Source organism: Janibacter corallicola NBRC 107790 (genome assembly GCF_001570965.1).
Taxonomy (GTDB): domain Bacteria; phylum Actinomycetota; class Actinomycetes; order Actinomycetales; family Dermatophilaceae; genus Janibacter; species Janibacter corallicola.
Window position 1 is genome coordinate 1 of sequence record NZ_BCSR01000020.1, and the last position, 12,039, is coordinate 12,039.

The 12,039-nt window shown below is 72.5% G+C and carries 14 protein-coding genes; 3 read left to right on the forward strand and 11 right to left on the reverse strand.

The window, feature by feature from the left end; translation table 11 throughout:
- Positions 1 to 119: 119 nt before the first annotated feature.
- Positions 120 to 2,186, reverse strand: a complete 2,067-nt coding sequence (locus tag JCO01S_RS08800) for an APC family permease (protein ID WP_157074532.1) — start codon at positions 2,184 to 2,186, stop codon at positions 120 to 122.
- Between JCO01S_RS08800 and JCO01S_RS08805 the strand changes: the two genes are divergently transcribed.
- Positions 2,173 to 2,838, forward strand: a complete 666-nt coding sequence (locus tag JCO01S_RS08805) for a potassium channel family protein (protein WP_068253958.1) — start codon at positions 2,173 to 2,175, stop codon at positions 2,836 to 2,838. The two genes, JCO01S_RS08800 and JCO01S_RS08805, sit on opposite strands and share 14 nt — an antisense overlap.
- Positions 2,839 to 2,841: 3 nt before the next feature.
- Positions 2,842 to 3,510, forward strand: coding sequence for a potassium channel family protein (locus JCO01S_RS08810; protein ID WP_068253962.1), 669 nt, complete (start codon positions 2,842 to 2,844; stop codon positions 3,508 to 3,510).
- Positions 3,511 to 3,543: 33 nt separating this feature from the next.
- Here JCO01S_RS08810 and JCO01S_RS08815 read toward each other — a convergent pair whose 3' ends face one another.
- From JCO01S_RS08815 to JCO01S_RS08845, 7 genes are all read right to left on the reverse strand, one after another.
- Positions 3,544 to 4,260, reverse strand: coding sequence for a DUF3159 domain-containing protein (locus tag JCO01S_RS08815; RefSeq protein ID WP_068253965.1), 717 nt, complete (start codon positions 4,258 to 4,260; stop codon positions 3,544 to 3,546).
- Entirely contained in the window at positions 4,250 to 4,618 is a 369-nt protein-coding gene (locus JCO01S_RS08820) for an OB-fold nucleic acid binding domain-containing protein (protein WP_068253968.1), read from the reverse strand. The genes JCO01S_RS08815 and JCO01S_RS08820 overlap by 11 nt, the downstream gene beginning before the upstream one ends.
- Entirely contained in the window at positions 4,618 to 5,355 is a 738-nt protein-coding gene (locus tag JCO01S_RS08825) for a DUF3710 domain-containing protein (protein ID WP_068253972.1), read from the reverse strand. The genes JCO01S_RS08820 and JCO01S_RS08825 overlap by 1 nt, the downstream gene beginning before the upstream one ends.
- The gene (gene dut, locus JCO01S_RS08830; RefSeq protein ID WP_439645696.1) at positions 5,355 to 5,840 is read right to left on the reverse strand and encodes a dUTP diphosphatase; all 486 of its coding nucleotides are present in this window, start codon (positions 5,838 to 5,840) and stop codon (positions 5,355 to 5,357) included. The genes JCO01S_RS08825 and dut overlap by 1 nt, the downstream gene beginning before the upstream one ends.
- A gap of 3 nt (positions 5,841 to 5,843) precedes the next feature.
- The gene (locus JCO01S_RS08835; RefSeq protein WP_068253975.1) at positions 5,844 to 6,143 is read right to left on the reverse strand and encodes a DUF4193 domain-containing protein; all 300 of its coding nucleotides are present in this window, start codon (positions 6,141 to 6,143) and stop codon (positions 5,844 to 5,846) included.
- A 138-nt stretch (positions 6,144 to 6,281) separates the two neighbouring features.
- On the reverse strand, positions 6,282 to 7,151 hold the full coding sequence (locus JCO01S_RS08840; RefSeq protein ID WP_068253978.1) for an inositol monophosphatase family protein: 870 nt from the start codon (positions 7,149 to 7,151) through the stop codon (positions 6,282 to 6,284).
- A 1-nt stretch (position 7,152) separates the two neighbouring features.
- Positions 7,153 to 8,292 (reverse strand): ferrochelatase, encoded by a 1,140-nt coding sequence (locus JCO01S_RS08845; RefSeq protein WP_068253982.1) that lies wholly within the window; start codon positions 8,290 to 8,292, stop codon positions 7,153 to 7,155.
- A gap of 92 nt (positions 8,293 to 8,384) precedes the next feature.
- On the opposite strand from JCO01S_RS08845, the gene sepH reads away from it, so the two are divergent.
- Positions 8,385 to 9,566 carry a septation protein SepH gene (gene sepH, locus JCO01S_RS08850; protein WP_068253985.1) on the forward strand — a complete coding sequence of 394 codons (1,182 nt, stop codon included), beginning with the start codon at positions 8,385 to 8,387 and terminating at the stop codon, positions 9,564 to 9,566.
- Between the two features lie 4 nt (positions 9,567 to 9,570).
- Here sepH and JCO01S_RS08855 read toward each other — a convergent pair whose 3' ends face one another.
- From JCO01S_RS08855 to JCO01S_RS08865, 3 genes are read right to left on the reverse strand one after another with little or no spacing between them, the layout of a single operon-like run.
- Entirely contained in the window at positions 9,571 to 10,275 is a 705-nt protein-coding gene (locus JCO01S_RS08855; RefSeq protein WP_068253988.1) for a thymidine kinase, read from the reverse strand.
- A gap of 1 nt (position 10,276) precedes the next feature.
- Positions 10,277 to 11,434, reverse strand: coding sequence for an alkaline phosphatase family protein (locus JCO01S_RS08860; protein ID WP_068253991.1), 1,158 nt, complete (start codon positions 11,432 to 11,434; stop codon positions 10,277 to 10,279).
- Positions 11,431 to 12,036 carry a DUF5998 family protein gene (locus JCO01S_RS08865; RefSeq protein ID WP_068253996.1) on the reverse strand — a complete coding sequence of 202 codons (606 nt, stop codon included), beginning with the start codon at positions 12,034 to 12,036 and terminating at the stop codon, positions 11,431 to 11,433. Before JCO01S_RS08865 ends, JCO01S_RS08860 begins: the two co-directional genes overlap by 4 nt.
- Positions 12,037 to 12,039 lie beyond the last annotated feature (3 nt).

Below are 12,039 nucleotides of genomic sequence, written 5' to 3' on the forward strand. Positions count from 1 at the left end.
GACGAAGACCACCCGTCCGTGGTGGCGGGCCACGCAGTGCCCGCCGTGGGCGATCGGGCCGACCTCGACCTCGATCTCGTCACCTGCCGCGAGGTCGTCCACTGCGGTCTCCATACCGCTCATGCTCCCCCACGCCGCACGTCGCCGGCGACGGGCCCGTCCATGCGGTCCTCGGCGCCCTCAGCGCTCTCCAGCTGCCACGGCACGGAGGCGACCATGACGCCCGGGGTGAAGATGAGCCGGGCCCGCAGCCGCAGCGCCGACTGGTTGTGCAGCAGCTGCTCCCACCAGTGCCCGAGCACGTACTGCGGGATGTAGACGACGACGAGGTCACGGGGGCGGCCGGTGCGCAGGCTCTTGACGTAGTCCACGACCGGACGGGTGATCTCGCGGTACGGGGAGTCCAGGGCCTTGAGCGGAACCGGGATCGCCCGGCTGTCCCACTCCGTCTGCAGGGCGGCGGTCGCCTCCGCGTCGACGTCCACCGTCACCGCCTCCAGGCGCGAGGGCCGGGTGGCCGTCGCGTAGGCGAGGGCCCGGAGCGTGGGCCGGTGGATCGTGCTGACGAGGACGATCGCGTGCACCCGCGAGGGCAGCAGCTGATAGCGCGTGTCCCCCTCGGGCACGGACAGCTCCTCGCGCACGTGGTCGTAGTGGCGGCGGATCGCCCGCATGAGCACGAAGAGGACGAGCATCGCCGCGATCGCGAAACCGGCCCCGTGGACGAACTTCGTGATGACGACGACCACGAGAACGGTCCCGGACATCACCGCACCGACGGAGTTGATCGCCCGACGGCGCTGCACCACCTTCCGTTCCTTGTCCTCCTTCTCGACCGCGAGCTGCCGGTTCCAGTGCCGCACCATGCCGAACTGGCTGAGGGTGAAGGAGACGAACACCCCGACGATGTAGAGCTGGATCAGCTTGGTGACCTCGGCGTCGTAGATGACCACGAGCAGCCCGGCCGCGGCGGCGAGCAGGATGATGCCGTTGGAGAAGGCGAGTCGGTCCCCGCGGGTGTGCAGCTGTCGGGGCAGGTACCCGTCTCGCGCCAGGATCGAGCCGAGCACGGGGAAGCCGTTGAAGGCGGTGTTGGCGGCGAGCACGAGGATCAGCCCGGTGACGATCGAGACGACCACGACGCCCGCGGGGAAGCCGTCGAAGACGGCGTGGGCCACCTGGCCCATCACCGTCTGCTGGACGTAGTCGTTCCCGACCGGCACCCCGTCGCGCAGCAGCTGGGTGCTCGGCTCCTCGGCGACCTTGACGCCGGTCCACCGGGCCAGCGCGATCATCGACGCCAGCAGCGTGATGGCGATGACCCCCATGAGCAGCAGCGTCGTCGCGGCATTGCGGCTCTTGGGCTTGCGGAAGGCGGGCACGCCGTTGCTCACCGCCTCGACACCGGTCAGCGCCGCGCAGCCGGAGGAAAAGGCCCGCAGCAGCAGGAAGGCCAGTGCGAGGTCGCCCAGCTGCTCGTGCCCCGGCTGCGGCGCGAGCGTGAGGCCGGCGCTCTCGGCCATGGGAAGGTCGCCCAGCAGGTGCCGCACCAGGCCCACCGCGGCCATGCCGAGCACGGCGAACATGAACAGATAGGTCGGGATGGCGAAGACCCGGCCCGACTCCCGCACGCCGCGCAGGTTCATCCCCGTCAGGGCGGCGATGAGCGCGAGCGCCATGAGCACCTCGTGACCGCGGATGAAGCCGAAGGCGGCCGCTGCGTTCTGCACGCCCGAGGAGATCGACACCGCGACGGTGAGGACGTAGTCCACGAGCAGCGCGCTCGCGACCGTCGTGCCCGCACGCGGGCCCAGGTTGGTGCTCGCGATCTCGTAGTCACCGCCGCCGGAGGGGTAGGCGTGCACGTTCTGCCGGTAGCTGGCCACGACGACGGTCATGACGAGCACGACTCCGAGGGCGACCGGCCAGGAGTGGGTCATCGCGAGGGCGCCACCGGCGAGCCCGAGGGTCAGCAGGATCTCGTCCGGTGCGTAGGCGACGGAGCTCAGCGCGTCACTGGCGAAGACCGGCAGCGCGACCCGCTTGGTGAGCAGGGTCTGACCGAGGTTGTCGCTGCGCACGGCCCGACCGACGAGCAGGCGCTTGAGGACCTGACCTGTTGACACCACGCGAGTGTAGGCCCGGATCGAGGGCACGGAGTACGGTGCTGCCGTGCACTTCGTCATCATGGGCTGCGGCCGTGTGGGCTCCTCCCTGGCCCGCTCCCTCGAACGCATCGGGCACGACGTGGCGATCGTGGACCAGAACCCCGCCTCCTTCCGCCGCCTCGGCAGCGAGTTCAAGGGACGTCGGGTCGCCGGCGTGGGATTCGACCGCGACACGCTCGTCAAGGCCGGCATCGAGGAGACCTACGCCTTCGCGGCCGTCTCCAGCGGCGACAACTCCAACATCCTCGCCGCGCGGGTGGCCCGGGAGACCTTCGGCGTGGACCACGTCGTGGCCCGCATCTACGACCCGGACCGTGCGCAGGTCTACCAGCGCCTCGGGATCCCTACGGTGGCCACCGTCCGCTGGACGGCCGACCAGGTCCTGCGACGCATGCTGCCCGAGGGGCAGGTCTCGGAGATGACCGACGCCTCCGGCCGGCTCGTCATCGCCGAGGTCGCCGTCGACGAGCGGTGGGTGGGCCGCACGTACCGACGTCTCGAGGAGGTCACCGGTGCCCGGGTCGCCTACCTCACCCGCCTGGGTGAGGGCACGCTCCCTTCGCCGTCCAGCGTCCACCAGGAGGGCGACCTGGTCCACCTCGTCATCGAACGCAGCCGGATCCACGACGTCGAGCGCATCCTGGACGCCGCGCCCCCGCAGGAGGACTGAGCAGTGCGAGTCGTGATCGTCGGAGCGGGCTCGGTGGGACGCTCCATCGCCCGGGAGCTCGTGCAGCACGGCCACACGGTGCTGCTCATCGACAAGGAGGCCGACGAGGAGCGGGTCACCACCGCACCGGAGGCCAGCTGGCTGGCCGGCGACGCCTGCGAGATCTCCACCCTCCAGGAGGCCGAGCTGGAGACCAGTGACGTCGTCGTCGCCGCCAGCGGCGACGACAAGGTCAACCTCGTCGTCTCGCTGCTGTCCAAGACCGAGTTCGGCGTACCCCGCACGGTGGCGCGGGTGAACAACCCGAAGAACGAGTGGATGTTCGACGAGTCCTGGGGCGTGGACGTGGCCGTCTCCACCCCGCGGCTGATGACCGCCCTCGTCGAGGAGGCCGTCACCGTCGGGGACCTCGTGCGCATCTTCGACTTCCAGCAGGGCAGCGCGGCGATGGCCGAGATCACGCTGCCGCCGGACAACCCCAACGTCGGGCGGCGGATCGGCGACATCGACTTCCCCGACGACACCCTGCTCGTCGGCATCATCCGCGACGGGCGGCCCATCGGCCCCTCCGCCGACGACTCGCTCGAGGCCCAGGACGAGCTGCTCTTCCTCACCACCCAGGAGAGCGAGCCCCACCTGGCCCGCATGGTGCGCCCACGCCACGTGGACTGAGGTGGACTCGCGCCCACGCGGGGCGCGCCCGGGTCAGTCCTGCTCGCGGTCGACGCCGTGGACGAGGTCGTCCTCGGGGTCGATCGGGGTCTGGCCCTTGAGGAGCATCGCACCCATCGTCACGACGGCGAGGGCCCACAGCGGCCAGCCGAGGACGACCTTGGTGATCGTCAGGCCGACGACGTTGTCGGCGAGGTAGAGCGGGCCCATGATGCCGACCCGGATGACGTAGACGACCACGAGGACGAGCGTCAGTCGGGTGCACACCTTGACCGCGGCCGGGTTGCGGCGCCACCGGAAGGGGTCCCCCGCGGCGACCGCGTCCTTGTCCGCGACACCGACGAGCAGCCCGACGACCGGCCAGCGCACCAGCACCGAGACCAGGGTGGCGATGCCGTAGGCGAGCGAGGTGAGGATGCCGGGCAGGAAGGCGTCCTGGGCCTCCCCCGACCGCAGGGCGAAGAACGCGGCCACGGCGGTCGCGATGATCGAGCTGAGGACGAACTGCAGGGTCTGTCGCTGCACCAGCCGGGCGACGGCGAAGAGGACCGTCAACCCGGCGGCCACACCGAGGGAGATCTCCCGGTCCCCGGTGCTCGACCAGACGATGACGAAGCCGAGCATCGGCATCGCGGTCTCCAACGAGCCGCGGATGCCTCCGAGGGCCTCACCGAGGCGGTGCCGGATCAGGCTCTCGACGGTCGTGGTCGGGGCGGGCAGTGCGGTCTCCGTGGGTTGCTCAGTGCTCATGCCGGGGCACCAGCTCGTAGGCGGGGTTGTAGATCGTGGGCACGGCCCCGGGGTGGCAGAGGAGCCCGGTGGCCTTGAGGTACGCGCCGGGGTCGATGCCCCGGATCCGGCGCCGGCCCAGCCAGACCAGCTGGACCGTGGCGGACCCGTCGTAGACCTCGGCCACCAGCGCGGGGACGGTGGCCCGGGGCCGCAGTGTCACCGAGGCGATGCTGCCGGCGACCGTGATGACCTGCCGGTCCACGTGCCCCGTCGCCGGCGTGCCCCCGTGCGTCTGGGCCGCGGCCCGCAACTCACCGGCCTCGATGTCGTCATCGGAGCGACCGAGGTCGACGAGGCGGCGCAGCAGGCCGACCATCACCGGACCTCGGTGATCTCGGGCCCTCGCTCGAAGGGTTTCAGGTCCTGCTCCCCGCTCTCCTGCGGCGCGGGCCGGTTCTGCTCGGGCATCCGCAGCGGCAGCATCTCCCGCGGCGCACGGGCCTCGTCGCCCCGGACGACGACGGCCGAGCGGACGACCTCGTCGAAGGCGCCGCGGCGCTCCTCGTCGACGGCCGCCGACCCGGAGTAGACCGCCCGCAGGAACCACCGCGGGCCGTCGACACCGGCGAAGACCGCCGGCGCGAAGACGGTGCGGCCCTGGGGGCCGGACTGGGCCAGTCGTGTGCGCAGCTCCGTCCCGAAGGGCCCGTCGACCTCTTCGACGGTGCCCCCGCCGCGGTCGATCATTCCGGAGATCTCCTCGCGGATGTCCTCCCAGAGCCCGCTGGAGCGGGGCGCGGCGAAGACCTGCAACTGCACGGAGCCGTGGTCGTCGGCGACCTGCACCGCGGTCACCTCGCTGCTGCCCTGATCGATCTCGAGGCGCAGCTCCATGCCGGACGGGGGCGCGATGCGCAGTGCGCCGAGGTCCGCACGGTCCTCGGTGTCGGTGACGTCGTCGGCGTCACGGGGGCCGTCCCCCTTCGCTGCAGCGGTCTCGGGGGCAGGGTGTGCCTCGCCGTCCTCCACGACGTCCGCCGCGGAGTCCTGCGGCCGCTCGGCCGCCTCCGTCACGTCCGCCTCGCGGTCGGCCTTCTTCCTGCGCCCGAACATCATCCTCGTCCTGTCCTGCTCGACTGTGGGCCGAAGCCTCCACTGGATCCGTGTCCAGTCTCCCCCCGGGTGCTGGAGGGAAGCGAATCAACGACGTGGAAGTCCCCCCGAGCCACCTCCTGCAGCAGCAGCTGGGCGATCCGGTCACCAGGGTGGATCGTGAAGGTCTCGCACGGGTCGAGGTTGATCAGGTTGACCATGATCTCACCCCGGTAGCCCGCATCCACCGTCCCCGGTGCGTTGACCACCGAGATCCCGTGACGCGCGGCCAGCCCGGACCGCGGGTGGACCAGGCCGACCCACCCGGTCGGCAGCGCCAGCGCGATCCCCGTGGGGACCAGCGCCCGCTCGCCCGGCGCGAGGGTGACCTCCGCGACCGACGTCAGGTCGGCCCCGGCGTCCCCCTCCTTCGCACGGGCGGGCAGGCGCGCATCCCGGTGCAGCAGCTGCACCGGGACCCGGCGGATGTCCGGGTCCTCACACACGGGTCACGCGGCGCACTCTGTGCAGATCGGACCGTTCTTGCCCTCGCTGGCCAGCTGGCTCCGGTGGTGCACGAGGAAGCAGCTGGTGCAGGTGAACTCGTCCGCCTGGCGCGGCACGACCCGCACCGACATCTCTTCGCCGGACAGATCCGCGCCCGGGAGCTCGAAGCCCTCGGCCATCTCCGTCTCGTCGACGTCGACGTTCGACGAGGTGGCCTCGTTGCGCCGGGTCTTCAGCTCCTCGATCGAGTCTTCCGACAGTTCGTCGTCAGTCTTGCGAGGGGCGTCGTAGTCAGTTGCCATCTCTCCCCTGTCCTAGGTCTTCCGGGCCGGCAATAAAACTGGTGCGCCGTCGTCAACGCAGCAGATGCTGATTTTGTGCCCGGCGCCCGGATTGTGCCCCATGAATCTCATCCGCGCCACCCCGGGGCCGTCTGCTGGTCAGTCCTCCTCGCCGACGACCTCGACCGCCCGGCCGATCACGGCCCGCAGGTCGGCCTGGTTGCGCGGTCCCCCGGCCACCGTCCACGCGGTGCCCGGCGGGTCGCCTGCCACGGTCGTGACGACGGCCCCCGCCTCGGTCGCGACGAGCCAGCCGGCGGCCATGTCCCACGCGCCGAGGCCACGTTCGTAGTAGACGTCGAGGCCACCGTCGGCGACGTGGCACAGGTCGAGCGCGGCGCTGCCGATCCGCCGGATGTCCCGCACCGACGGCAGCACCTGCGCGAGCACGGCTCCCTGCCAGGCCCGCCGGTCGGCGTCGTAGCCGAAGCCGGTCCCACACAGCGAGACGGCCAGCTCCGGGTCGCCGACGGCGAGCGTCTCTGCCCGGCCGTCTCCGACCGCACGGGTGGCGCCGTGCCCCAGCGCGGCGGCGAAGCGCTCCCCGGTGACGGGGTTGACGACGGCGCCGGCGACGGGCCGCCAGCCCCCTTCGCGCGTCGGGTCCCCGACGACGGCCGCCACGGACACCGCGTAGGCGGGGATCTCGTAGAGGTAGTTCACGGTGCCGTCGATCGGGTCGACGACCCACGTGATGCCGGAGGAGCCGGCCCGCTGGCCCTCCTCCTCTCCGTGGAAGGCGTCCTGCGGCCGCAGCTGCGCGAGCCGCGAGCGCAGCAGGTCCTGGCTGCGCTGGTCCATGACGGTGACGATGTCGGTGCGCGAGCTCTTCGTCCGGCTCACGCCGAGGCCGCTCGGGCGCTCGTCGACGATGAGGGCCGCGGCCTCCACCGCGACCGCCGTCGCGACCGAGCGCAGCTCGGCGAGGTCGACCCCGTCGGGCAGCTCGACGGGCAAGTCGGTGCTCATCTCAGTCCTCTCCGCACAGCGCCGGCTTCGCGGTGCGCAGGTTGGGGCAGCATCCGGCCGGGCAGATCGACGGGTGGGAGTCCAGGTCACGCCACGTGGCACGCACCGGCGCCTCGCCACGGGCCTCGGCGGCCCGCTCCAGCAGCACGTCGACGAGGCCGGCGACGAAGGCGGGGTCCTCCCCCGGCGTCGGGACCCGCGTCAGGTCGAGCCCGACCTCGGCCGCGGTCTCCTCGGCCTCGACGTCGAGGTCGTGCACGACCTCCATGTGGTCCGAGACGAAGCCGATCGGGACGAGCACGACGTGGCGGATCCCCTCGTCGGCCAGCTCGCGCAGCCGGTCGCCCACGTCCGGCTCCAGCCACGGGGTGTGCGGTGACCCGGAGCGGGAGCAGAAGGCGAGGCCACCGGGCAGGTCGGTGCCGAGCGCCGTGTCGACCTCGGCGAGGACCGCCGCCGCGGCCTCCGCCTGGTCACCGCTGTAGGCGCGCCCGTCACCGTCGCCCGGGCCCGAGGTCTCGTCCATGGCCTCGGGGATCGAGTGGGTGACGAAGAGCAGTGCCACGGCACCGCCTCCGACCTGCTCGACGGCCTCCCGCGCGGCGTCGACGGTGACCCGGGCCACCGGCCCCGCGAAACCGGGGTGCTCCCCGTACGGCCGGACCTTGTCCACGACCAGCTCGGGACGCCCCTCGACGGCCTCCGCGAGGTCCTCGCGGTACTGCCGGCAGGAGGAGTAGCTGCGCCAGGCGCTCGTCGGCACCGCGAGCACCCGCCTGGCACCGGCATCGGCCAGCTCGCCCAACGCATCGGCGACGAAGGGAGAGGAGTTCCGGTTGCCGAGGACGACGGGCAGGGGGCACTCGCGACGGGTCAGCTCGGCGCGCAGCGCCCCGACGAGAGCGCGGTTCAGGGCCGGCAGCGGGCTGATGCCCCCGACGCGGTCGTAGTGCTGCCCCACCTCCACGAGGCGCTCGTCCGGAACTCCCCGGCCGGCCGTGACCCGGCGCAGGAAGGGCAGGACCTCGTCCGGCCCCTCCGGGCCTCCGAAGGACTGCAGGAGCACGGCATCATAGGGTCGCAGCAGGTGGTCCTCTGCCGCCTCGGCCGGCTCGGCGTGGTCAGGGGGCTCGATAGGCATGCAGACAAGGTATCCCCGCGGCGTGTGCACCGGCCGAAGCGGGCTCTCAGGTGGCACAGTCGTGGGGACCGAGGAGATCGAGAGGGAACGTGATGCGGGAGCTTCGCCTCATCGGGGTGCACGACGACGGTGGGCACCTCGTGCTGACCGGTGACGCAGGGGACGAGTTCCGACTGCGCATCGACGACCGGCTGCGCGCGGCCGTCCGCCGCGACCGCCCCAGGGTGGAGCAGCGGGAGATCGACCCGGCGCAGGTGAGCGCGCGGGACGTCCAGGCCCTGATCCGGGCCGGCTCGACGGCCGACGAGGTCGCCTCGCTGACCGGGTGGGAGCCGGACAAGATCGCCCGCTTCGAGGGGCCGGTCCTCGCCGAGCGCGACCACGTGGCCACCCGGGCGCAGTCCGTACGCATGCGCGGGGCCAACCAGGCGGGCGCCCCCGAGACACTCGCCCAGCGCACCGCGGCACGCCTGGCCACCCGCGACGTCGACAGCAGCACGGTCGCCTGGGACGCCTGCCGGGACTCCGAGGGCCAGTGGACCGTGAGCGCGACCTTCATCGCCGGCGGGCGGGAGCGCGCCGCGGTCTGGTGGTTCGACCAGGCCGGGATGAGCGTGGTCGCGAAGAACGACGAGGCCAAGTGGCTCTCCGAGGCCGAGGCCGCCGCGGGCCCGGTGCCCGAGACGACGCACCGGCCGAACGCCGTCTTCGACGTGGAGGTCGAGGAGGAGCGCGCCGAGCGCGCGAACCGACCGCAGCCGGACGACCTCATCAACTCCATGCGGGAGCACTCCGGGGCCAAGAAGCGCGGCCGCAGTGGTGCTCGCCGCAAGCCCCGGGCGACGCCGGCCACCGAGGAGGCGCTGCCCTTCGAGACCGACGAGACGCCGCCGGCCGCCCGCGGCACACACCCGAAGGACGCCCTCGGGGACGACGAGGCTCCCACGCAGGAGGTCCCGATCACCCCGCCCGCGCCCGAGGACGAGGAGCCGGCGCCCGAGGACTCCCGGACCGGACACGTCGGTCCCGCGCCCGAGACCGAGGAGTCCGCAGCCACTCCGGCGAAGGGGGAGGATCCGTCCTCCGCGCAGGAGACCACGACCTCCGAGGTGAAGGGGGACGACGACGCCTCCACGGAGGAGGCGAAGAGCCAGCCCTCGTCGTCGGACCGGTCCTCGTCCAAGAGCAGGGGCAAGGGAAAGGGCAAGGGCAAGCGTGGCCGGGCCAGCGTCCCGAGCTGGGACGACGTGATGTTCGGCTCCGGGCGCGAGTGAGCCGCTAGTCCGTCTCGCTCCCCGGCGCCGGGTGGGCGTCCAGCTCGAAGGGAAGCACCTCGGCGGAGAGGGCCGCCGCGCGGGCCGCACGGGAGTTCATCCCGCGCATGTGGTGTCGGCGGCAGAGCACCTCGTACTCGACCTCACCGGACGTGCCCGGGTCCTCCGTCGCGTCGGCCGGTGAGGTGTCACCGACGACCACCTGCTCCCCCTCGAGCACCATGACACCGTCCACGACGCGCGCATTGTGGGTGGCCCGCCGACCACACCAGCACAGCGCCGGGACCTGCAGCGTGCGGGTCTCGTCGGCCAGCTCGATGAGCCGGCGGCTGCCCACGAAGAGCTCGGTGCGGAAGTCGCTCGTGATGCCGAAGGCGTAGACGTCCACGTCCAGCTCGTCGACGATCCGGGCGAGCTGCTCGACCTGGTGGGCGGTGTAGAACTGCGCCTCGTCGCAGACGAGGAAGTCCACCCGCGCACCGGCGCTCATCCGGGCCGTCACCGACTCCCACGGGTCGAGGTCGTCGGTGACCTCGATCGCGGGCTCGGAGAGGCCGAGCCGCGAGGACAGCCGGGCCTCGCCGGCCCGGTCGAGCCGGCAGAAGATCATCCCCTGCAGGCCCCGGGCACGATGGTTGTGGGCCACCTGCAGGGCGAGGGTGGACTTGCCGCAGTCCATGGTGCCGGCGAAGAAGATCAGCTCGGCCACGTCAGTCCGTCGCCGGCAGGGTCAGCCACGGGATGGCCAGCTCGTCCTCGGTGATCGACCCGTGCACGCCGAGCAGGGAGAGGATCAGCGGGCGGTGGCGGCGGCTGTCGACGACCGCCACCGGGCCGGTCATCGCCGTGATGACGTCTCCGAGCCGGGCGCGCACCCGGTCGCTCACCGGACCGAGCCAACCGCGATCGATCGCCTCCTCGCGGGAGACCACGAGGGCGTCCTCGCCCAGCCGGCCGCGCCAGGTGGCCAGGACGTCCTCGAGGGCCCCGTCGACGACGTGCAGCTGGAGGCCGCGCGGCTCACCGGAGACCTGTCGCACGCCGGAGTCCAGCTCGGCGTCCTCTGCCAGGTCGGTCCGGGCGTCCAGCGGCACGTCGACCATGCCGTGGTCGGCGGTGATGTGCAGCGAGGTGTCCGCGGGCAGCAGGCCCGCCAGCCGGGCCAGCTCGGCGTCCACGGACTCCAGCTCCTCGACCCACTGCCAGGAGTCGCAGCCGTGCATGTGGCCGACCTTGTCCACGTCGCCCCAGTACAGGTGGACCAGGGCCCGCTCGTCGCGCCGCACCGCGGCGACCGTCTCGTCCACGCGTGCCGCGAGGGACTCGGCGGCCACGAACCGACCCCCGCGAAGGGCGGCATTCGTCAGCCCGGAGCCGTCGAAGTAGCCGGGACCGATCCGGGTCACCGCCACCCCGGCGTCCGAGGCGGCCTCGAAGACCGTCGGGAGGGGCTGCCAGCGCCGCGGGTCCGGCCCGTCCTGCCAGGACAGCTCGTTGAAGACCGTGTCCGTGTCGGGGTCGTAGGCCTCGTAGCCGGTCAGCCCGTGGGTGCCGGCGAGGGTGCCGGTGCCGAAGCTGCCCATCGACGTGGCCGTCGTGGAGGGGAAGCCGCAGGCCAGCGTCGCCCCGGCGTCCTGCTCCTGCAGCAGGCGGCGGAGGAAGGGGGCGTGCCCTCCCCTGCGCTCGAGGAGCCGGGAGCCGAGCCCGTCGACGAGCACGACCACGCTGCGGCGGGCCGACCGCAAGGCGCGGTCGCCCCCCTTCGCCAGCCCCGGGACACCGATGCTCGTGGCAACCGCCGGCAGCAGCCGGTCCAGTCGGGGGCCGGCGAGCAGGGAACCGTGGGAGTGCCCCGCCACCGGGCTCATCGCCCGATGCTCGAGGAGAGGTCGCGGGCGAACTCGATGGCCCGCTCGAGAGCCCCCCGCCCCTCGGCCTCGGCGCTGATGCGCAGTGCGATGTCGTCGGCGGTGATCGTGCCCTCGTAGCCGTGGTCGCCCCCTTCGCACTCGGGGTCGGCGCACTGGCCGGGCAGCAGGTCGACCCGGCTGACCGCGCCCCACCCGATGGTCAGCGTCAGCTCTCGGCCGAGGGAACCGGGGACGTAGTTGGCCGGGTCGGCGGCGACGTGGCTGAGCATGACGCCCCGGACGGCGCTGAGGGGGATGCACTCGGTCGTCGCGGCCGCCACCTCGCGGGGCGCCCCGTCGCTCTCGGTGAAGTCGTCCGCGTGCGCGACCACGAGGCGGGTGCCGGTCCGCACGAAGGCGGTGATGTGGCGCCGGACCCGGTCCTGGTCGAAGGTCGTCTCCTGGTGCACGAGGTGGCTGTGCACGGCCTCGGGGCCCACTGCCGCCTTGATGACGTCCACGACGAGGGCTGGGTAGTAGCCGGCCTGCTCGATGTCGTCGGTGAGGGCGTCGGGCAGGGTGATCGCGTCGAGGTCGACTGGAACGGACATGCCCGCCATTGT